At 70.8% G+C, this 19,013-nt stretch carries 21 protein-coding genes; 14 read left to right on the top strand and 7 right to left on the bottom strand.

Features of this window, described 5'->3' with window-relative positions:
• Window positions 1-47: 47 nt before the first annotated feature.
• Entirely contained in the window at window positions 48-914 is an 867-nt protein-coding gene (htpX, locus tag HWV07_RS12060; RefSeq protein WP_178334539.1) for a zinc metalloprotease HtpX, read from the top strand.
• Here the strand turns inward: htpX and HWV07_RS12055 are convergent, their stop codons facing one another.
• Window positions 915-1,913, bottom strand: a complete 999-nt coding sequence (locus HWV07_RS12055) for an AI-2E family transporter (RefSeq protein WP_178334538.1) — start codon at window positions 1,911-1,913, stop codon at window positions 915-917.
• 85 nt (window positions 1,914-1,998) lie between these two features.
• Here HWV07_RS12055 and HWV07_RS12050 point away from each other — a divergent pair, with 85 nt between their 5' ends.
• From HWV07_RS12050 to HWV07_RS12040, 3 genes are read left to right on the top strand one after another with little or no spacing between them, the layout of a single operon-like run.
• Complete coding sequence (locus HWV07_RS12050) at window positions 1,999-3,048, top strand: thiamine ABC transporter substrate-binding protein (protein WP_178334537.1); 1,050 nt, start codon at window positions 1,999-2,001, stop codon at window positions 3,046-3,048.
• 3 nt (window positions 3,049-3,051) lie between these two features.
• Complete coding sequence (locus HWV07_RS12045; RefSeq protein WP_178334536.1) at window positions 3,052-4,743, top strand: ABC transporter permease; 1,692 nt, start codon at window positions 3,052-3,054, stop codon at window positions 4,741-4,743.
• Between the two features lie 43 nt (window positions 4,744-4,786).
• Entirely contained in the window at window positions 4,787-5,839 is a 1,053-nt protein-coding gene (locus HWV07_RS12040; RefSeq protein ID WP_178334535.1) for an ABC transporter ATP-binding protein, read from the top strand.
• A gap of 24 nt (window positions 5,840-5,863) precedes the next feature.
• Here the strand turns inward: HWV07_RS12040 and HWV07_RS12035 are convergent, their stop codons facing one another.
• Complete coding sequence (locus tag HWV07_RS12035) at window positions 5,864-8,233, bottom strand: ATP-dependent DNA helicase (RefSeq protein ID WP_178334534.1); 2,370 nt, start codon at window positions 8,231-8,233, stop codon at window positions 5,864-5,866.
• A gap of 153 nt (window positions 8,234-8,386) precedes the next feature.
• Between HWV07_RS12035 and HWV07_RS12030 the strand changes: the two genes are divergently transcribed.
• From HWV07_RS12030 to HWV07_RS12020, 3 genes are read left to right on the top strand one after another with little or no spacing between them, the layout of a single operon-like run.
• A complete protein-coding gene (locus HWV07_RS12030) occupies window positions 8,387-9,010 on the top strand; it encodes a DUF1684 domain-containing protein (protein ID WP_178334533.1) in 624 nt (207 codons plus the stop codon).
• A gap of 60 nt (window positions 9,011-9,070) precedes the next feature.
• A complete protein-coding gene (locus HWV07_RS12025; RefSeq protein WP_178334532.1) occupies window positions 9,071-9,508 on the top strand; it encodes a universal stress protein in 438 nt (145 codons plus the stop codon).
• Between the two features lie 4 nt (window positions 9,509-9,512).
• Window positions 9,513-9,941, top strand: coding sequence for a DUF6653 family protein (locus HWV07_RS12020; RefSeq protein WP_178334531.1), 429 nt, complete (start codon window positions 9,513-9,515; stop codon window positions 9,939-9,941).
• 4 nt (window positions 9,942-9,945) lie between these two features.
• Here HWV07_RS12020 and HWV07_RS12015 read toward each other — a convergent pair whose 3' ends face one another.
• Window positions 9,946-10,626 (bottom strand): class I SAM-dependent methyltransferase, encoded by a 681-nt coding sequence (locus HWV07_RS12015; RefSeq protein WP_178334530.1) that lies wholly within the window; start codon window positions 10,624-10,626, stop codon window positions 9,946-9,948.
• 105 nt (window positions 10,627-10,731) lie between these two features.
• Here HWV07_RS12015 and HWV07_RS12010 point away from each other — a divergent pair, with 105 nt between their 5' ends.
• Both HWV07_RS12010 and HWV07_RS12005 read left to right on the top strand, forming a co-directional pair.
• Window positions 10,732-11,160 carry a DUF2391 family protein gene (locus HWV07_RS12010; protein WP_178334529.1) on the top strand — a complete coding sequence of 143 codons (429 nt, stop codon included), beginning with the start codon at window positions 10,732-10,734 and terminating at the stop codon, window positions 11,158-11,160.
• Between the two features lie 47 nt (window positions 11,161-11,207).
• A complete protein-coding gene (locus HWV07_RS12005; RefSeq protein WP_178334528.1) occupies window positions 11,208-11,786 on the top strand; it encodes a DUF7090 family protein in 579 nt (192 codons plus the stop codon).
• A 49-nt stretch (window positions 11,787-11,835) separates the two neighbouring features.
• Here HWV07_RS12005 and HWV07_RS12000 read toward each other — a convergent pair whose 3' ends face one another.
• Window positions 11,836-12,573 carry an HpcH/HpaI aldolase family protein gene (locus tag HWV07_RS12000; protein ID WP_178334527.1) on the bottom strand — a complete coding sequence of 246 codons (738 nt, stop codon included), beginning with the start codon at window positions 12,571-12,573 and terminating at the stop codon, window positions 11,836-11,838.
• A gap of 103 nt (window positions 12,574-12,676) precedes the next feature.
• On the opposite strand from HWV07_RS12000, the gene HWV07_RS11995 reads away from it, so the two are divergent.
• The 4 genes from HWV07_RS11995 to HWV07_RS11980 all read left to right on the top strand — a co-directional run bounded on the left by HWV07_RS11995 (window position 12,677) and on the right by HWV07_RS11980 (window position 14,011).
• Complete coding sequence (locus tag HWV07_RS11995) at window positions 12,677-12,874, top strand: hypothetical protein (RefSeq protein ID WP_178334526.1); 198 nt, start codon at window positions 12,677-12,679, stop codon at window positions 12,872-12,874.
• Complete coding sequence (locus HWV07_RS11990; protein ID WP_178334525.1) at window positions 12,871-13,020, top strand: hypothetical protein; 150 nt, start codon at window positions 12,871-12,873, stop codon at window positions 13,018-13,020. The genes HWV07_RS11995 and HWV07_RS11990 overlap by 4 nt, the downstream gene beginning before the upstream one ends.
• Before the next feature lie 38 nt (window positions 13,021-13,058).
• Window positions 13,059-13,763 (top strand): Sjogren's syndrome/scleroderma autoantigen 1 family protein, encoded by a 705-nt coding sequence (locus HWV07_RS11985; RefSeq protein ID WP_178334524.1) that lies wholly within the window; start codon window positions 13,059-13,061, stop codon window positions 13,761-13,763.
• Window positions 13,764-13,858: 95 nt separating this feature from the next.
• The gene (locus HWV07_RS11980) at window positions 13,859-14,011 is read left to right on the top strand and encodes a hypothetical protein (RefSeq protein WP_178334523.1); all 153 of its coding nucleotides are present in this window, start codon (window positions 13,859-13,861) and stop codon (window positions 14,009-14,011) included.
• 71 nt (window positions 14,012-14,082) lie between these two features.
• Here HWV07_RS11980 and HWV07_RS11975 read toward each other — a convergent pair whose 3' ends face one another.
• Complete coding sequence (locus tag HWV07_RS11975; protein ID WP_178334522.1) at window positions 14,083-16,629, bottom strand: DEAD/DEAH box helicase; 2,547 nt, start codon at window positions 16,627-16,629, stop codon at window positions 14,083-14,085.
• A gap of 293 nt (window positions 16,630-16,922) precedes the next feature.
• Between HWV07_RS11975 and eif1A the strand changes: the two genes are divergently transcribed.
• The gene (gene eif1A / locus HWV07_RS11970; RefSeq protein WP_178334521.1) at window positions 16,923-17,210 is read left to right on the top strand and encodes a translation initiation factor eIF-1A; all 288 of its coding nucleotides are present in this window, start codon (window positions 16,923-16,925) and stop codon (window positions 17,208-17,210) included.
• A gap of 46 nt (window positions 17,211-17,256) precedes the next feature.
• Here eif1A and HWV07_RS11965 read toward each other — a convergent pair whose 3' ends face one another.
• Window positions 17,257-18,465, bottom strand: a complete 1,209-nt coding sequence (locus HWV07_RS11965; RefSeq protein ID WP_178334520.1) for a cation:proton antiporter — start codon at window positions 18,463-18,465, stop codon at window positions 17,257-17,259.
• Window positions 18,466-18,468: 3 nt separating this feature from the next.
• Window positions 18,469-19,011 (bottom strand): cation:proton antiporter regulatory subunit, encoded by a 543-nt coding sequence (locus tag HWV07_RS11960; protein ID WP_178334519.1) that lies wholly within the window; start codon window positions 19,009-19,011, stop codon window positions 18,469-18,471.
• Window positions 19,012-19,013: the final 2 nt, after the last annotated feature.

The raw sequence follows: 19,013 nt of genomic DNA, 5'->3' as shown, positions 1-19,013 counted from the left end.
GACCCGAGCGCGTGAAGCTTTAACCCGAGCGGACCGAACGGCGGCGTATGCAGTGGCAACCAGACTGGGGACTCCGGTTCCGGATGGGGTTCACCATGTTCCTCCTGTTCGCTCTCTACATCGTCTTCGTCGGCATCCTGACGCTGTACTTCGGGAACCTGCTGGTCCCGGTCGTCCTGATGGGCGGCTTCTCGCTGTTCCAGTACTTCTTCAGCGACAAGCTCGCGCTCCGGTCGATGGGTGCGAAGACGGTCTCCGAGGACGAGTACCCCCGGCTCCACGCGCAGGTCGGCCGGCTCTCCCAGCAGGCCGACCTGCCGAAGCCGACGGTGGCCGTCGCGAACAGCCGCACCCCCAACGCCTTCGCGACGGGGCGGTCGCCCTCGAACTCGGCGGTTTGCGTGACGACCGCTCTGCTCGACACGCTCGACGACGACGAACTCGAGGGCGTGCTGGCCCACGAACTCGCCCACGTCAAGAACCGCGACGTCGCGGTCATGACCATCGCGTCGTTCCTCTCGACGCTGGCGTTCATCATCGTCCGGTGGGGCTGGCTGTTCGGCGGCCGCGGGCGGAACCAGGCGCCGGTCATCGTCGCCATTATCGTCTCGCTGCTCGTCTGGGTCGTCTCGTTCTTCCTGATCCGGGCGCTCTCGCGGTACCGGGAGTACTCGGCGGACCGCGGGGCGGTGACCATCACCGGCAAGCCGTCGGCGCTGGCGTCGGCGCTGATGAAGATCTCGGGCCGCATGGACCAGGTCCCCGAGGAGGACCTCCGCGACCAGGCCGAGATGAACGCCTTCTTCATCATCCCCATCCGGTCGGGATTCATCGGCAAGCTGGCCTCGACGCACCCGCCGACGGAGAAGCGCATCGAGCAGCTCCGGGAGCTCGAACGCGAGATGGAGCGCTGATCAGGCCTCGATCGGCCGCCGGTCGTCGCTCAGCAGGTCGACCACCTCGACGAGCAGGGCGACGACCAGCGGTCCGGCGATGATGCCGATGACGCCGAGGGTGAGGACGCCGCCGACGAACCCGACGAAGTAGAGGCTCGCCGAGAGGTCCGCCCGGCTGGTCGCCAGCCGCGGACGGACGAGGACGTCGGGCAGCAGCCCGATGAGGGTGGGGCCGAGGATGGCGACGGCGACGGCCCGCTCCGGCACGCCGGCGACGAGGTCGTAGCCGGCCATCCCGACGGCCAGGGCGCCCGGACCGACGATGGGGATGAACTGGAGGATGGCCGCGATGACCGCCAGCATGAACGCGTCGGCGTAGCCGAGCCCGTAGAAGACGGCGAGGGCGATGGGGAAGGTGACGACGGCCGTGGCCGCCTGGATGACGTACAGCGCGTACAGCGTGCCGGCGGTCCGCCGGTGGAGCGCGCGGATGACGTCGTGGTACTCCGGCGGCGTGATCTCGAAGGCGGCCCGCCCCACCGCGCTGGGCCGCAGCAGCAGTCCGTACAGCAGGAACGTGAACAGCGCCAGCTGGAGGGCGATGACCACCGAGGACAGCGCCAGCGAGGCGGCGACCTCGCGCAGGAACACCACCGCCGAGTCGACGGCGCTGGCGACGTCGACGTCCACGGTGAACCCCGTCACCTGGACCGGGATGGTCGCGGGGAGGTCCCGCAGCAGGTCGATGATCGCCTGTCGGCGCCGGAAGAGCGTCCAGGCGATCGGTGCGAGCAGCGCCACCAGGGCGACGAACGCCAGCGTCGTCACGAGGGCGCTGGCGATCCGCCGGGAGACGCCGCGGTGGACGAGCCGCTGGCGGACGGGGTAGAGGACGTAGGCGACCGTGATGGCGAAGAAGACGACCTCCAGGACCTCCCAGAGGATGGCGGCCGCCAGCAGCCCGACGGCGACGAGCAGGCCGGCGAGAACGTACCGGCGGCGGCGCAGGGAAGACACGCGCGGCGATTCACCCCCCGGTGGGAAAACCGTTTCCCGCGGCTCGAACGCGCGACTTAAGTACACGCGGAGGTACCACCAGGTAATGAGACGACGAGCCTTCCTCGCGAGCGCCGGAGCGACGATCGCGGCGACGGCGGGCTGTCTCGGTGACTCCGGTGGAGGGAACGGCGGCGACGGGGTCGTGACGGTCGCCACCTACGAGTCGATGGTCGACGGTTCGGACCCCGCCGGGCCGTGGCTGAAGGACGCCTTCGAGTCCGAACACGACGCCGAGGTGGAGTTCACCGTCCCCGACAGCGGCGTCAACCAGTACATCCAGCGCGCCCGGGAGGGCGCCGACGTCGAGGCGGACTGCTACGTCGGCCTCAACGTCGACGAGCTGATCCGGGTGGACGACGAGCTCGACGACCCGCTGTTCGACACCCTCGACGGCGACCTCGAGGGGAGCGACCGCATCCTCGACGAGCTCCGGTTCGACCCCGACGGCCGGGTCCTCCCCTACGACACCGGCTACATCAGCCTCGTCTACGACGAGAGCGAGGTCGAACCGCAGACGTTCGCGGACCTCACCGCCGAAGAGAACCGCGGGGACCTCATCGCCCAGAACGCCCAGAACTCCGACCCGGGGCGGGCGTTCCTGCTGTGGACGATCAAGGAGTTCGGACCGGACGGCTACCTCGACTACTGGCAGGATCTGGAGGACAACGACGTCAGGATCCTGGGGTCGTGGAACGACGCCTACAACGCCTACACCGCCGGGGAGGCCCCGATGGTGGTCTCCTACTCGACGGACCAGGTGTTCGCCAGCCAGGAGACCGACGACCTGACGCGCCACCAGGTCGGGTTCCTGAACGACCAGGGGTACGCCAACCCCGAGGGGATGGCCCGCTTCGCCGACGCCGGCGACCCCGAGGCGACCGCCGACTTCATGGAGTTCGTGCTGACGCCCGAGGCCCAGGGCGAGATCGCCATGCGGAACGTCCAGTTCCCGGCGGTCGACGACGCGGAACTCGACGACGAGTTCGAACAGTACGCCCACGTGCCGCCGGAGCCGGTCACCTTCACCTACGAGGAGCTGGCCGGCAACCTCGACGGCTGGGTCGAGGACTGGGCCCGACAGGTGGTCCAGTAGCGGATGGTGCGCCCGCGCCGCCGGCTCGGGCGGCTCCGGCGGGCCGAACTGCCGTTCGTCGTCGCCGGGCTGGCGACGGCGGCGCTGCTCGTCGTGCTGCTGTACTACCCGGTGGCGAGCGTGCTGGTCGAGGCGGTGGTCGTCGACGGCCGTCCGTCGCTGGCCGCGCTCCGGGGCGTCGCGACCGACCCGTTCTACTGGGGGCTCTTCCGGTTCACCGCCTACCAGGCGGTCCTCTCGACGCTCGCCAGCCTCGCGCTCGGGCTGCCGGGCGCATACGTCCTCGCGCGCTACGAGTTCCCGGGCCGGCGAACGATCCGTTCGCTGACGCTCGTCCCGTTCGTCCTCCCCTCGATCATGGTCGCGGTCGGCTTCGCTGCGATGTTCGGGACGAACGGCCCGCTGAACCGCGCGCTGGCGGCCGTCGGCCTGCCGACCCTGGAGCTGATGTTCACCCTGAAGATCGTCGTGCTGGCCCACGCCTTCTACAACGCCCCCCTCGTCGTCCGGGTGGTCGCCTCGGCCTGGGAGGGCGTCGACGCCCGGGTGGTCGAGACCGCCCGGAGCCTCGGCGCCTCGCCGACCCGGGCGTTCCGGGACGTCGTGCTGCCGCAGCTCGCCCCGGCCGTCCTCACGAGCGCGCTGCTCGTGTTCATCTTCACGTTCATGTCGTTTCCCATCGTGCTCGCGCTGGGCGGGCTCCAGCTGGCCACCGTCGAGGTGTGGCTCTACGATCGGATCACGAGCCTCCGGCTGCAGGAGGCCGCTGCCCTCGCGGTCCTCGAGGCGGTCGTCACCCTCGGGCTGACCTACGCCTACCTCCACTACGAGTCGGCGCAGGCCGCCACCCGGCAGGTCGCGCCGCGCCCGCGCCGGCGAATCGCGGCGGCCGACCTCCCGGAACGGACCGCCATCGCCGGCTACGCCCTCGTCGTCGCGGTAGTCTTCGTCGGCCCCGTCGCCTCGATGCTGCTGGCGAGCGTGACCGACGCCGGCGGCGAGTTCACCCTCCGCTGGTACGAGTTCCTGCTGGCGCGCCGCGACGTCGCCGTCGGCACCCAGCCCGACCTCGCCATCCGTAATTCCCTGCTGTTCGCCGTGGGGACGCTCGCCCTCGCGGTGCCGATGGGCGTCGTCGTCGCCCTGGCGACCGCTCGGGACACCCTGTCCGCGCGGCTCGTCGGCACGCTGGCGATGCTGCCGTTCGCCGTCTCGGGTATCGTCGTCGGGCTCGGGCTGCTCCAGACGGTCGTCTTCGGCGTCGACGTCCTCGGCTACGAGGTGCGGGTGACCGGGGCGGTCGCCATCGTCGCCGCCCACGCCGTCGGCGCCTACCCGTTCGTCGTCCGCACCGTCACGCCGGCGCTGTCGTCGATGGACGGCCGCCTCGTCGAGTCGGCGCGGGCGCTCGGCGCCTCCCGGACCCGGGCGCTGCTGGACGTCGAACTCCCGCTGATCGCGCCGGCGGTCGCAGCGGGCGCCGCCTTCGCCGTCGCCATCAGCGTCGGCGAGTTCAACGCCACGGTCGTCCTCGTGGAGGGCAGCGACGCCTACACGATGCCGATCGCCGTCGAGCGGTACCTCTCCGACCGGACGCTCGGTCCCGCGACCGCGATGGGGTCGGTCCTGCTCGTCGTCACGGGCGCCAGCTTCGTCATCATCGAGCGCGTCGGCTCCTACGGAGGCTTCGAGTGATGGCACCGACGAGCGGGAGAGTTGTGGGACGGAGGGTCGGCCGATGAAGGTCGAACTCGACGGGGTCTCGCGGCGCTACGGCGCCACGACGGCTCTCGAGGACGTCTCGCTGACCGTCGAGGACGGCGAGTTCTTCACGCTCGTCGGGCCCTCGGGGTGCGGGAAGACGACCACGCTCCGCCTGCTGGCGGGCTTCGAGGCGCCGACCGAGGGGACGGTCCGCTTCGGCGGCGCGGACGTCGCCGGCGTCCCCCCGGAGGACCGCGACGTCGGCATCGTCTTCCAGAGCTACGCGCTGTTCCCGCACATGACCGTCGGCGAGAACGTCGCCTACGGCCTGCGCTTCGCCGACCCGCCGGGCGGCGGCACCGACGCGGCCCGCGTCGCCGAACTGCTCGACCTCGTCGGCCTCGGCGGGTTCGAGGACCGCGACCCGACCGCGCTCTCCGGCGGGCAACAGCAGCGCGTCGCCCTCGCGCGGGCGCTGGCGCCCGGCCCCGACCTCCTGCTGCTCGACGAGCCGATGAGCGCCCTCGACGCCCGCCTCCGCGAGCGCCTCCGCCGCGACGTCCGCGAGATCCAGCGGGACCTCGGCGTCACGACCGTCTACGTCACCCACGACCAGGCGGAGGCGATGGCCATCTCCGACCGCGTGGCCGTCCTCTCCGACGGCCGCGTCGAGCAGGTCGGCTACCCGCGGGAGCTCTACCGCCGTCCCCGAACGCGGTTCGTCGCCGGGTTCCTCGGCGAGAACAACGTCTTCGATGGTCGGGTCGTCGACGCCGACAGGTCAGCGGCTCCAGGTGAAACGAAGGGGTTGTCGGTCCGGGTGGGGGGAAGCGATTTCCGACTGTCTCGGGTGGAGACCCCGCCGGACGGCCGGGTGACCTTCTGCGTCCGCCCCGGCGCGTTCGCGGTCGACGCCGGCGAGAACCGGCTGACCGGCGACGTGGTCCACAGCGAGTTCCTCGGGGAGACGACCCGGGTGCACCTCGAGTGGGAGAGCCAGCGGGTCGTGGTAGCGCTGGACGACCCGCCCGCAACCGACCGGCTGACCGTCGGGTTCGACCCCGACGACGCGTGGGTCCTGGAGTGAGCCGTCGAGTACAGCGACGCGAACCTACTCCCAGAACCGGTCCAGCGCGACGTCGAGCATGTCGGCGCTGACGGGCTGGAACTCCTCGCGCTCGGCCTCGCCGAGCAGGTCGCGCACGCTGTCCCACGACTCGCGGGCGTACCGTTCGTCGCACAGCACCCGGACGCCGCGCTCGTCGGGCCCCCGGATGACGCGGCCGACGGCCTGGCGGGCCTTTCGGACGGCGGGTACCGAGAGGGCGTAGCGGAAGCCGTCGCCGAAGGCGCGGTCGTAGGCGGTCCGGACGGCGCGGGTCCGGGGGCTGGCGGTGTTGATGATGGGGACGCCGCAGACGATGGCCGCCGAGAGGCGGTCGCCGCGGTAGTCGACGCCCTCGGTGAGGGTGCCGCGGAGGCTGGTCACGAGGACCTTCTCCTCGCCGTCGAAGAACTCCCGCTTGAGGCTCTCGGTGGCCACGTCGTCGGTGGCCTCGTCGAGGAGGACCTCCTTCTCGCAATCGTCGAGGACCCCGGCGGCCCACTCGGCCTCGCGGTAGGAGGGCATCCCGACGAGGACGTTCCCCGGCGAGGCCGCGACCTGCCGGATGGCGCGGGCGTAGGCGCGGCGGGTGTCGGTCTCCTCGCCGGGGTCGCCGCGGTTCGAGTAGGTGTACTTCGGCGCGGCGACGGCGAAGGACGCGCGGTTCTCCTCGGGGAACTCGAGGCCGTAGGTCCGCTCGACGACGGGGCGGTCCTCCTCCTCTTCGATGTGCCGGAGGCCGGTCACCTCGGCGAAGACGTCCAGCGGCTCCAGCGTCGCGCTCATCAGGACGCCGCCGCCGAAGTCGGCGAGGCGCTCGCCGATGGCGCCCGCCGGCAGGCAGTTGTGCAGCGAGTAGCGGGCGACGTAGGCGCGCCGCCAGGTCTCGTCGGGCTGGGTGTCGTCCCAGGTCCGCTCGAGCTCGATCTCCCGGAAGAAGTCGGTGTGGTCGGCGCGGTACCACAGCCCCAGCGTCCGGCCGACGGGCGGGGCCGCGCGGCGCTTGTCCTCCTCCTCGAGGGTGTCGAGGACGCGCCCGGCGACGGCGCAGACGGCCTCGGCGCGCGTCCAGACCTTCGCGTCGAAGCCGTTGCGCTCGGCCCAGCGGGTCAGCTCGTCGGTGCCGGGCTCCTCGGGGTCCCGCAGGGGTATCTCGCCGTCGCGGAGGTCCGGGAGGTTCCGCCGCCAGCCTGGTTGCTCCTCGTCGAGGTGGTCGGTGACGCGGCGGTCGAGTTCGTCGGCCAGCGCGGTCAGGAACCGGCGGGTGTCGCGCAGTTCGCCGAGGGTCACGTCGGTCTCGTTCAGCTCGTCGCGGACGGCGGCGGCGTCCTGCTTCGCCTCGGAGCCATGCCGGGCGCCCTGGCCGGCCTCTTCCATCGCGGCGAGCGGCTGGATGACCCGGGAGAGCTCGTTCTCGGCGTCCCGCAGGGCGCGGTCGGAGACGCCGTCGCCGACGAGGTCGCGGACCCGCGGCTCGAGCATGTGCGCCTCGTCGCAGATCAGGAACGTCTCGTCGTCGACGAGCGCGCCGGTGAACGACTCCACCGTGGTCGGGTCGAACGCGTGGTAGTAGTTCCCGACGAGGACCTCGACGTGCGGCAGCAGCGCGCCCATCACGGAGTGGGGACAGGAGCCGTGGCCGGCCGACAGCCGGACGAGGTCCTCGCTCTCGATGAGGCCCAGTTCGGTGTGGTCGAAGGGGACGGCCTCGACGGGGTCGCCCTCCTCCGGGAGGTCCGCGAGGTACTGGGCGTAGAACGGGCAGTACTCGACGTCGTGGTCGCCCTCCTCGGGCGTCTCCCGGGGGTAGGGGGTCGGTTCGCCGGCGGCCTCCATGTACGTGGCGCCGCCGCCGGAGTCGGCGAGGCCGACCTGCTGGCTGCGGGCCTTCGCGGCCAGGGAGTCGGCGGTCGTCTCGTCGGCCAGCGCCCGGGTGCGGTCGCGGAGCCCCTCGCAGCGCTCGTAGACGTTCGAGTCGTCGATGCCGCCGGCGTTCGCGAGGTTGTACGGGCAGACGTCGGCCTTCCCGACGAGCGTCATCGCGGAGATGGGGTTCCAGCCGTCCGGGAGGTTCGCGTTGATGGTCCTGAGGTCCTCCTCGAACTGCCGGAGCTGCTGTTTGACGCTCGTGAGGACGAAGACGCGCTCGTACTTCGAGTCGGGGTCGCGGACGAGGTGGGCGCCGGCGGTCAGCGCCAGCATCGTCTTGCCGGTCCCGCAGGCCCCCTCGAGGGCCAGGAAGCCGCCGTCGCGGGCCGTCTCGACGGCCGTCTCGATGCCGTCGACCTGGTCGTCGTACGGCTCCGGGTGGCCGAAGATGGCTCGCCAGTCGGCCTCGTCGTCGGGAACCGGCTCCCGTTCGTCGGCGGAGGACACACCCGAAGATGGCGCGCCTTCGCCTAAAGACGTGTCGGACGGCGAGGTCTCGGGGCCGCCAGCGCGCCGCCGCTCCCTCTGGCGGCGGACGGATCGAGGGCGGGAGCGTCCGATGCCGGGCGGCTTATCCGTCCGAGCCGCCACGTCCGGGACATGGACTTCGACGTCGACGCCTGGCGCGAGGAACTCGACTCCTACCGCGACCAGAAGGACGAGCAGTTCGCGAACGCCCGCGCCTCGCCGCTGCCGCCCGAGGAGCGCGACGGCTTCGACGGCCTCGAGTACTTCGAGCCCGCCCCCGACTACCGGGTCGAAGCGACGGTCGAACTCGACGACAGCGACGAGACCGTCTCGATGGAGACGACCGCCGACGGCGAACAGCTGTACGAGCGCACCGCCCGCCTGCACTTCGAGGTCCCGAACGCCTCCGGAGAGACCACCGAACAGACGCTCGTCGCCTACCAGCGCGTCGACCACGACGGGGGGTCGCTGTTCGTCCCGTTCCGGGACAAGACGACGGGCCAGCAGACCTACCCCGGCGGACGGTACATGGAGCTCCATTACGAGGGCGCGTCGCGGAGCGACGCGAATTCGTCGAGCGGGGAGCGAAGCGACCCGCGAGACGGGGGACTCGAGGACGGCGCCACCATCCCGCTGGACTTCAACCTCGCGTACAGCCCCTTCTGCGCGTACAGCGACGCCTACGAGTGCCCGCTGCCGCCGCGGGAGAACTGGCTGGAGATAGCCATCCCGGCCGGCGAGCGCCACGAGGACTGACGGGGAGCGCCCGTCGCGTCGGCGCCGCGTTATTTCACCCGGGCGTCCCTACCCGGACCCATGGCCAGGCACGTACTCGTACCGATCGACGGGTCCGAACAGTCGTGGGCGGCGCTCGACCACGCTCTGGTGACCTTCGCAGGCGAGCGGATAACCGTCCTGAACGTGGTCGACCCGATGACGGGCATCTACGCCGGGGTCGACGGCGACTTCTACGACGCGGGCGCCCACGAGCGGGCCGTCGAGCGCGGCGACGAGCTCTGCCAGCGCGCGCTCGAGCGGGCCGAGGAGTCGGGCGACCTCTCGTCGACGGTCGTCGAGACCGCCGTGGAGTCCGGACGGCCGGCCCGCACCATCGTCGAATACGCCGAGGAGCACGACGTCGACCACGTCGTGATGGGGAGCCACGGTCGCTCGGGCGTCTCGCGGATCCTCGTGGGGAGCGTCGCCGAGACCGTGATGCGGCGGTCGCCGGTCCCCGTCACCGTCGTCCGGTGATCCCGTGCTCCCCGACGACGCCTGGGCGCGGCACTCGAACCCCTGGAGCGGGTGGACGCGCCTGCTCGCCTACCCCGTCCTGATACTCGCCGTCTACGCCCGCGACCGGCGGTTGCTCGCCGGGACTCTGGGGTTCCTCGCCGTCAATCCGGTGCTCTTCGCCGAGCCGGAGACCGAGTCCGACGCCTGGATGTCGCGGGTAGTCCGGGCCGAACAGCGCTGGACCGACGCGGGCGAGCCCCTCTTCGGCCTCGGGTTCCCGCAGGTGCTGAACCTCCTGCAGGTGCCGGTGTTCTGCTACAACGTCTACGCGGCGGTCAGGCGCCGCCCGGCCGCGACCGTCGCGGCGACGGCGGCGACGATGGCGCTGAAGCTGTGGTTCGTGAACGAACTGGTGAAGACGACGGAAGGCGCGGGCGAAGCGGCGGACTGACCCGTCAGGGGACCACCCCGACGGTGAGCAGCGTGCCGAACTCCCGGTAGCGCTCGACCATGTCCTCGCGGGTCTCCCAGTCCTCGGTGGGGAACTCGGACTCGGGGGGAATCTCGGTCTCGCGGTCGGGGATGGTGTCCTGCTCGGCGACGTGGAAGCCCGCCGCCCGGAAGGCCTCGCGGTACTCCTCGTAGCTCCACAGCGTCATGTCGATGGAGATCTTCTCCTGCCACTCGTGGCTGTGGACGTTCTCCTCGAAGAAGTTGACCGCGCAGTAGAAGGTGCCGCCGGGGCGGAGCACCCGCCGGAGCTCCTCGAGGGCGCCGACGGGGTCGGGCGCGTAGTAGAAGGCTTCCATCGAGAAGCAGTGGTCGACGCTGTCCGCCTCGAAGGGCAGCGACTGGAAGTCGCCGACGACGTAGCTCACCCGCGGGTCGTCGGTGTAGCTCCGGGCGTTCCGGACCATCTCGGGGGCGCCGTCGAGGCCGTAGGTCCGGCCGGCGTCCGTCGCGTCGCGGAGCGCCCGGAGCGCGTAGCCGCTGCCGCAGCCGAGGTCGAGGACGGCCTCGCCTGCCTCGACGGGCATCCGCGCGAGCGCGTGCTTGGCGGTGTGCCAGTGCCGTTCCTCCATGCCCCGGTCGCGGCCGTCGGCCGCCCACTCGTCGAACTCCGCGCGAACGCTCATGGCTGGCCCGTTCGACGCGGGCCGCCATAACCGCCACGGACGGCGCGGCCCCGCCGCCGCCCGAGAGGGCAGCCGTTATATCCGCCGCGGCGCTGGGGTGACGTGATGGTCAGGCTCCGACCGCGGCGGCACTTCCGGCTGGCCGACTCCGCACAGCAGGTCGTCGGCGGGTTCCTGCTGGCGGGTCCGTTCGTCGTCACCGAGGAGGTGTGGGTCCTCGCCGAGGGCATGAACGTCTACCAGTCGCTGCTCACCGTGGCCATCGTCTTCGGCATCGGCTACGCGGCGCTGTACAAGGCGGCCGACCGCGACCCCGAGGACGACTTCGACCTCGCCGGCGTCCCCGCGCGGTTCCTCTCGCTGATGCTCGTCGCCTACGGTGCGGTGCTGATCCTCGCGCTCGCCTTCGGCGCCCCGGGGACGTTCCTGGCGGACCTCCCGCCGATGGAGTCGGCGATCGTGACCGCGAAGGCCGTCGCCGTCGGCGCCGTCTTCAGCGTCGTCGGGGCCGCGACCGCCGACTCGGTCTTCTGAGGGGGACCTGACCACAATTTAAGACCTCGCCGCTCGCCACGTCACCCATGGACTACGAACTCGCCATCGAGAACGCGCCCGAATCGATACCGGGCGGCACCGGAATCCTCCTCATCCACCCCAGCACCGGCGAGACCGACCGCATCGACACCGACTTCCTGAAGACCGACACCGACCGCATCCTCGTCATCTCCACGCGGACGACGGCCCGCGAGGTCCAGCAGAAGCTGGAGTACTACGACGTCGACGAGACGAAGGCCGACATCCTCGACACACTCTCCGTGGAGCGCGGCTACTCGCGGCGCGGCTCCGACCACGTCCACTACGTCTCCTCGCCGGACGACCTCGACGGCATCGTCGATATCACCCGCGACTTCCTGGCGGACAACGACGGCAAGCGGCGCATCAGCCTCGACTCCGTGACCGAGATGGCCTACTACGCCGACGAGGAGCGCGCCCTCGGGGCCGTCCAGGACCTCCTCGACCTCCTCGAGGAGTACGACGCCGTCGGGTTGTTCCACCTCTCCGAGGAGGTCCACGACGACGCCGACGTCCAGGCCTACAAGGACCGCTTCGACTCCATCGTCTACCTCGACGAGGACGGCACCGTCGAGGCCGACTTCTGACTCCGGGGTGCTCCACGCTCCGTTCGTCCGCGGTCCCTGAGAGACTCCGCTACAGGACCTCGTCGGCCGCCTCGAGGGCGCGCCGCTGTCCCTCCACGAGGTGCGTGAAGTCCGCGCCGGCGATGAGGTAGTCGAACCCGAGCGACCCGAGCGCACGTATCTGCTCGGTCGTCGTCCCCAGCGTGCCCACGGGGACCCCCGCCTCCTCGCCGGCATCCAGGACTTCCTCGACGGCCTCCAGGAACGCCTCGTCGCTCCACTCGGCGAAGACGTCCAGCGACGCCGAGAGGTCGGCGGGCCCGACGAACAGCGCGTCGACGCCCTCTACGCCGGCGATCTCGGCGGCGTTCTCGACCGCTTCTGCGCTCTCGACCTGCAGGACGACGGAGAGGTCACGGTGGCCGGACTCGACGTAGGACTCGAAGTTCCGGCCGTAGTCGGCGGCGCGGGCCGCGGCGACGCCGCGCTCGCCCTCCGGCGGGTACCGCGTCGCGGCGACGGCCTCGCGGGCCTCCGCGGCCGTACCGACCATCGGGACGAGCAGCGCGTCGGGCCCGAGGTCGAGCAGGCGCTTGATGCGGACTGGGTCGTTCCAGGGCACGCGGACCATCGACGCTCCGCCCCCGGCCTCCACGGCCCGGAGGCAGTCGGCGACGGTCTCGAGGCCCAGCGGCGCGTGCTCGGTGTCGACGACGACGAAGTCGAAGCCGGCGCCGGCGGCCATCTCCGCGACGGCGGGGTCAGACAGCGAGGTCCAGGTGGCGACGGTGTCGTGCAGGTCGTCCATACCGGCAGGCCGTCGGCCAGCGACAAAACCCTCCCGGGGGCTTAAACGACCAGCGTGGCGAGGCGCTACGGTTACCCGTCCGTCGCGAGAGGAGAGACTGTCAATGTCTAGCGAACACGGCGTCATCGACCAGCGCGTGGGGCTGGTCGGCGCGACGGGGCTGGTCGTCGGCAACGTCGTCGGAATCGCCATCTTCGTGCTCGCGGCGCCGCTGACCGCCGACGCCGGGCCGAGCGTCGTCCTCGCGATGCTGCTGGCGGGCGTCCCGCTGATCTTCAGCCTCCTGACGATCCTCCAGTGACCGAACTGCCCTGGATCGGCGCCGTCGTCTTCGGCTGGCTCTGCGTCGGCTGGGCGGTCTTCCGGTGGCGCGTCCGGCGGTTCCGCCGGCAGGGCGTCGACCTCCCCGAGCGGATGCGCCGCCTCCACGACCACGAGTCCGCCTAGCGCAGTCCTTTTCCCGGGTAATCACGTGTACGTTGGATATGAGCGAGGACTTCGACCGCGAGGCCGAGCGCGAGAAGCTTCGAGAGAAGTACGAGCGCGACCAGGCGAAGCGGGAGGCCACCGAACAGATGAGCGAACTGCTGCTGCAGGGGGCGACGATGACCAACCAGCACTGCCCCGAGTGCCACTCGCCCGTGTTCCGCTACGAGGGGACGGAGTTCTGCCCGACCTGCCAGCGCGAGGTCACCGAGGAGGGCGAACTCGCCGGCGAGGAGGGAGCCGAAGCGCCGACCGGGGAGGGCACGCCCGCGGACGCCGCGACGAACGGCGAGGCCGCCGAGGCCGTCGAGCAGGACCAGGAGCCGGTCTCCGGGACGCCGGACCCGGCCGACCTCACGCCCGACGAGGAGGCGTCGGCGGACGGCTCCGACGCCGGTCCGACCGACGCCGAGCAGTCGTCGCCGTCCCGCGAGGACCGCCCCGCCGAGACGCGGCCGGCGACCACCGGCGAGCGACGACCGGCCCGCGTCGACCCGCCGGCCCGCCGCGAGGAGCCGCGCGGCGGCCGCGAGACGACCGCCGCGGAGGGCGGCGACCTCGGCGAGGCCGAGGCGGCGCTGGTCAGAGAGATCACGTCCCTGACGCGCCGCGCGGAGGACACCCGCGACGTCGGCCGTAAGCGCGACCTCTTCGCGGCCGCCCGCGAGGCCGCCGAGACGCTCCGCGAACTCCGCCGGCTCTGACGCCGGCGCTCAGCCGTTCTGGCCGCTGCAGATTTGGGTCCGAATCGGGTCGAAGTTCGGAAAACTGGCTATAGGCTCGGCTTCTGACGACCGGTATGAACTCCACCGACGCCGGCGACTTCGACCCGGGGGACCGAGCGGTCGACCACGTCGAACTCGAGGACGGGACGCTGCTGCTCTTCGACCCCGACGGCGACGAGGCCTGGATCCAGTGTCGGTCGCCAGTCTCCCTGCTCGAGGCTGACTGACCCGGCCGAATCGGTCGCGGTCCCGTGGATACCGACTCTCGCGGGACCCTACAGAAAACCGCCGAGATGCGTCAGTCGTCCCGCCGGTCGGTGCCGGCGTACTCGGTGCCGGTGACCTCGCGGATGCGGCCGGCGGTCACCTCGCCGACGCCGTCGACCTCGAGTAGGTCCTCCTCCTCCGCGGTCATCACGGCCTCGACGCTGCCGAAGTGCTCCAGCAGCCCCCGGGCGGTGACGGGACCGACCTCCGCGATGGCGCCGACGACGTACTCCTGCTGCTCGGTGAGGGTCTTGCCGCCCTTCTCGCCGTGGACGGAGACGTCGCGGCTGGCGGTCTCCTGCTCGCGGGTGGCGACGACCTCAAGCAGGTCGGCCGTCTCGTCGGCGTCGGCGGTCTGCATCACGCTCGCGCCGAAGTCGACCGCCAGCGACGCGAGCGCGCCGCGGATGGCGTTCGGGTGGACGTTCCGCTCGCCGTAGAGGTCCTCGCCCTCGATGATCACGACCGGCCGCGCGTAGTAGCGGGCGGCGGCGCCGACCTGCTCGAACATCGAGCGGTCGCCGCCGACGAGCGTGTCCACGAAGTCCGCGACGGACTTCCGCTCGACGACCACCCGGTCGGAGAGGACGTAGTCGCCGACCTCCAGGGTCTCCAGGCGGGTCTCGATCCCGTCGCGGGTCGAGAGGTCCCGCGCGATGTGGGAGTCCAGTTCCCGCTGGTCGACGACGACCTCGACGGTCTCGCCGTCGGGGGCGGCCGTCGCGACGGTGGCTTCGGGGTCGTCGCCCTCGTCCTCGTTCTCGTCACCGTCGCCGGTGTCGGCGTCGTCTTCTGTGCTCTCCCCTTCGTCGGCCACGTCGCCCGCGAAGTCGGCGAGGCCGGCCTGGCCGTCGGCATCGCTAGCGTCGGCGTCTTCGGTCGCCGTCGCCGCCTCCGCGGTGTCCCCGTCGGCCCCGCTGGACTCATCGTCCGGGCTCGCGGCTTCGCCGCTCGCCTGCTCCGAGGGCTCCCTTCGGTCGCCCTCGCTTTCGAACTCGTCGAGACCGCGCTGCTCGGCGATCTCGACCTCGATCTCGCCCTCCATGTTCTTCAGCTTCCGGAGCTCCTTCTCCATCTTCTTCTCCTCGTTGCGGGACATCCAGAAGAAGGCCTCGTCGCGGGTGTCCTCGGCCAGGAGGACGACGACGCGGCCCTCGCTGGCGCGGCCGGTCCGGCCCTTCCGCTGGATGGAGCGGATGCCCTTCGGGACCGGCTCGTAGAACAGCACCAGGTCGACGTCCGGGACGTCGAGGCCCTCCTCGGCGACGGACGTCGAGACGAGCACCTCGAACTCGCCGGCGCGGAACTCGTCGAGGGTCTCCTTCTGCTCCGTCTGGGTCATCCCGTCGGAGCCCTCCTTGTCGCCCTGGCCGACGAACCGCCGGGTCTCGAAGTGCTCGCCGAGGAACTCCGTGAGCGTCTCGGCGGTGTCTCTCGATTCGGTGAAGACGATGACGCGCTCGCCGTCCTCGATGCCGAGGGTCTGGGCCAGCAGGATGCGCGTCCGGCGGAACTTCGGGTGGAGGTCATCGAACTCCTCGGCGCGGCGCATCGCCTCCTTCACCCGGGGTTCGCTGACGAACCGCTGGCTGGCCTTCGAGGACCCCGAGGAGCGGGCGTCCTCGCGCTGGCGCTCGAAGTAGCGGCGTAGCGACTCGACGCTCTGGGTCTCGACGAGCTCGACGGCCCGCCGGAGCTTCATGATCTCCGCGTGGGCGGACATTCCCTTGTAGCCGTCCCCGTTGTCGTTGTTGATGAGCTCCTGCAGCTTCGCGCGGATGGCGTTCAGCTGCTTCTGGGACATGTTCGGGTCCGTCGAGTTGGTGACGCCGAGCTGCTTGAGCTTCTCGAGGCGCTCGGAGACCACCTCGTTGAGCGCGTCCCGGATCTCGATGACCGTCTCCGGGAGCTCGACGCGCTCCCACTCGACGTCGGTCTGGAAGGTGTGCTCGGCGACGTCGGCGTCGTCCTCGGTCATCACCGCGACCTCCCGGAGCCCGAGGTTGTCGCAGACGGTGAGTATCTCCTCCTTGTCGCCGCCCGGCGAGGCGCTCATCCCGGTGACCAGCGGCTCCTGGGCGTCCTCGTGGTAGCGCTCGGCGATGTAGTTGTAGGCGTAGTCGCCGGTCGCGCGGTGGCACTCGTCGAAGGTGACGTGCGTGACGTCGGCCAGCGAGACGCGGTTGCCGACGAGGTCGTTCTCGACGACCTGCGGCGTCGCGCAGACGACCGACGCGGAGTCCCACAGTTCCGCGCGGTCGTCGGGTCGGACGTCGCCGGTGAAGACCACCACCTCGTCGTCGTCGACCGTCAGCGCCTCCCGGTAGAACGTCGCGTGCTGCTGGACGAGCGGCTTCGTCGGCGCCAGCAGTAGCGACGTGCCGCCGTGCTCGGACAGCCGCTCGGCGGTCACGAGCAGACTCACCGCCGTCTTGCCCAGCCCCGTCGGCAGGCAGACGAGCGTGTGGTCGCGCTGGGCGGTCTCCGCCAGCCGGAGCTGGTAGCGGCGCTTCTCGAGCAGGCCGTCGACCAGCATCGGCCCCTCGATGTACTCCGGCTCGTCGGTGGCGGTCGCCATCTACCCCTCCGTTCGTCGCTTTGCAGGATAAGGGTTCGGCCAACGCGGCGGAAGTGAAGGACGGGGCCGCGCCGCCCGGGGGTTTATCAGTGGAGGCGCGGCCAGAACCCCCGTGCCCTGAAGCGAGCCGGCAGTCCGACGAGGCGGTAGCACGGCGCGAGGACTGCCGACCGGAGAGCGCCGTCTGTTCGCCCCGAGCACCCCCGAATCGCCCCGGCGTCGGCGACATTGGTGCGCCACTCCGTACCACGAAAAAACCGACCACTTAAACGTCTTCGCCGTCTCTTTATAGTGTGACGGAAGAGACACAGCGGAAGAACCTCCGGATGCCGGGGGACGACGAGATGTTCGCCATCGTGACCGAGATGCTGGGCGGCCGCCGCGTGCGGCTCCGGTGTAACGACGGGAAGGAGCGCATGGGTCGGATCCCCGGCCGCATGCGCTTCCGCACCTGGGTCAACAAGGACGACATCGTCCTCATCGAGCCGTGGTCCTGGCAGGACGAGAAGGCGGACATCGAGTGGCGGTACGACGAGCAGGACGCCGCGCAGCTTCGCCGCGAAGGCCACATCAACGCCTAGAGCGCTTTTCCTTTCGGACCTCCTCGCCCGCCAGCGCCGCGAGCGGTCAGTCCGCCGTCGGCTCGGAGGGTTCCCGGTCGACGACGAACCGCTCGAAGCTGCCGGCGTACTGCATGAGCACCGTCCCGAGGATGCTCATCACGAGGACGTAGCCGACGGCGACCGCGGGGATGGTCTCCGAGAGGACGACCGACCCCTCGGCCCCCGCGGCCAGCGACGAGATGATCAGCGAGAACTCCCCCCGCGTGACCATCCCGAGGCCGACGCGGAGGTTCCGGCGGTCGTCGAGCCCGTAGATGCGGCCGCCGAAGAAGCCGGAGACGACCTTCGTCGGCGTCGTGACGACGACCAGCGCGGCGAGGACGGCCACGACGGCGAGGTCGCCGAACACCGCGGGGTCGGTGTTCAGGCCGATCCAGAAGAAGAAGACGGCCGCGAAGACGTCCCGCAGCGGGATGAGCCGGCGCTCGAGGTCGTGCAGGTGGTCGGTGCTCGAGAAGCCCATGCCGATGAAGAAGGCGGCGACGGCCTCGCTGACGCCGATGGCCAGGGCCACCCCGGCGACGAGCACCGTCACCGCGACGGCTCGGATGACGAACAGCTCCTCGGTGTCGACGTCCAGGTAGGCCTCGAAGTACTCCGTCCCGAGGTAGACGGCGGCGACCAGGACCAGCAGGAAGCCCATCGCGACGGCGACGTCCAGCAGGATGTCCACGAAGTCCCCGCTGTCGATCAGTACCGCCGACAGCACGGCGAGATAGAAGGCGATGAAGAGGTCCTCGTAGACGAGCGTCCCGAGCATCGGCTGGGCCTCGTCGTTGGCGATCCACCCGAGGTCGATGAGCGACTTCGTGATCACCGCCGACGAGGAGATGTAGACGATGCCGGCGAGGACGAACGCCTCGAGGACGGACCAGCCGAGGGCGAGGCCGACGACGACGCCGACCGGGAAGTTGATCAGGAGGTCGAGCGTCCCGGCCTTCCCGATCTCGCCGCTGGACTCCAGCAGGCGGTCGAGGCTGAACTCCAGGCCGAGGAAGAAGAGCAGGAAGACGATGCCGAGTTCGGCCAGCAGTTCGATGAACTCCTGGTTCTGAAGGGCGGGGAGGTCGAACCGCCCCGCGACGGCGGGGCTGACCAGCATCCCGGCGACGACGTAGAAGGGGATGACCGACTGGCCGACGCGCTGGGCGACCGACGCGGCGAGGGCGATGACGGCGAACATCGCGCCCGCTTCGAGGAGCAGCGCCGCCATGCGTCAGGCGTCGTCTCTGGAATCGGGGTCCCGTTCCTCGAGCGTCTCCAGGTCGGCCTCGTCGGTGGCCGACACCATCGACTCGACCGTCTGGCAGGCGTCTCGCGCGCCGAGCACGATGAGCGTGTCGCCGGCGCGGATGCGGGTCTCGGGGCCGGGGTTGGACTCGGTCTCCTCGTCCTCCCGCTGGATGGCGACGACGGTGGCACCCGTCCGGTTCCGGAAGTCGACGTCCTCCAGCGTCCGTCCGGCGACGTCCGAGCCGTCGACGACCTTGACCCACTCCAGTAAGGTGTTCTCGTCGAGCATCGTCTCCGTCTCCTGGGTCGTCACCGGCTGGAAGTACGCCCCCTCGAGGATGGAGCCGACCTGCCGGGAGAGCTGGTCGGTGAGCTCGAACAGCTTCACCGAGTCCTCGTCGCCGGTCCGGCGGAACACCTCCCGCTTCCCGGTGTTGTGGATGACGACGACGAGGCGCTCGTCGTCGCCGAGTTCGATCTCGAACTTCTTGCCGACCCCCGGGAGGTCGGACTCGTAGACGGTCATGG

The organism is Natronomonas salina (assembly GCF_013391105.1).
Lineage (GTDB): Archaea > Halobacteriota > Halobacteria > Halobacteriales > Haloarculaceae > Natronomonas > Natronomonas salina.
The sequence above is the reverse complement of the archived record's forward strand: the minus strand, read 5'-3'. Positions and strand labels throughout refer to the sequence as shown.

What these genes read in the sequence shown, in the direction of transcription:
- HWV07_RS12050 (WP_178334537.1), top strand. Translation starts at nt 1,999, where the DNA reads ATGAGACGACGAGCCTTCCTCGCGAGCGCCGGAGCGACGATCGCGGCG.
- HWV07_RS11975 (WP_178334522.1), bottom strand. Translation starts at nt 16,629, where the DNA reads ATGGCGACCGCCACCGACGAGCCGGAGTACATCGAGGGGCCGATGCTG.
- HWV07_RS12030 (WP_178334533.1), top strand. Translation starts at nt 8,387, where the DNA reads ATGGACTTCGACGTCGACGCCTGGCGCGAGGAACTCGACTCCTACCGC.
- HWV07_RS11980 (WP_178334523.1), top strand. Translation starts at nt 13,859, where the DNA reads ATGAACTCCACCGACGCCGGCGACTTCGACCCGGGGGACCGAGCGGTC.
- HWV07_RS12025 (WP_178334532.1), top strand. Translation starts at nt 9,071, where the DNA reads ATGGCCAGGCACGTACTCGTACCGATCGACGGGTCCGAACAGTCGTGG.
- HWV07_RS12015 (WP_178334530.1), bottom strand. Translation starts at nt 10,626, where the DNA reads ATGAGCGTTCGCGCGGAGTTCGACGAGTGGGCGGCCGACGGCCGCGAC.
- HWV07_RS12045 (WP_178334536.1), top strand. Translation starts at nt 3,052, where the DNA reads ATGGTGCGCCCGCGCCGCCGGCTCGGGCGGCTCCGGCGGGCCGAACTG.
- HWV07_RS12000 (WP_178334527.1), bottom strand. Translation starts at nt 12,573, where the DNA reads ATGGACGACCTGCACGACACCGTCGCCACCTGGACCTCGCTGTCTGAC.
- HWV07_RS11985 (WP_178334524.1), top strand. Translation starts at nt 13,059, where the DNA reads ATGAGCGAGGACTTCGACCGCGAGGCCGAGCGCGAGAAGCTTCGAGAG.
- HWV07_RS12010 (WP_178334529.1), top strand. Translation starts at nt 10,732, where the DNA reads ATGGTCAGGCTCCGACCGCGGCGGCACTTCCGGCTGGCCGACTCCGCA.
- HWV07_RS11995 (WP_178334526.1), top strand. Translation starts at nt 12,677, where the DNA reads ATGTCTAGCGAACACGGCGTCATCGACCAGCGCGTGGGGCTGGTCGGC.
- HWV07_RS12040 (WP_178334535.1), top strand. Translation starts at nt 4,787, where the DNA reads ATGAAGGTCGAACTCGACGGGGTCTCGCGGCGCTACGGCGCCACGACG.
- htpX (WP_178334539.1), top strand. Translation starts at nt 48, where the DNA reads ATGCAGTGGCAACCAGACTGGGGACTCCGGTTCCGGATGGGGTTCACC.
- HWV07_RS12005 (WP_178334528.1), top strand. Translation starts at nt 11,208, where the DNA reads ATGGACTACGAACTCGCCATCGAGAACGCGCCCGAATCGATACCGGGC.
- HWV07_RS11960 (WP_178334519.1), bottom strand. Translation starts at nt 19,011, where the DNA reads ATGACCGTCTACGAGTCCGACCTCCCGGGGGTCGGCAAGAAGTTCGAG.
- HWV07_RS11965 (WP_178334520.1), bottom strand. Translation starts at nt 18,465, where the DNA reads ATGGCGGCGCTGCTCCTCGAAGCGGGCGCGATGTTCGCCGTCATCGCC.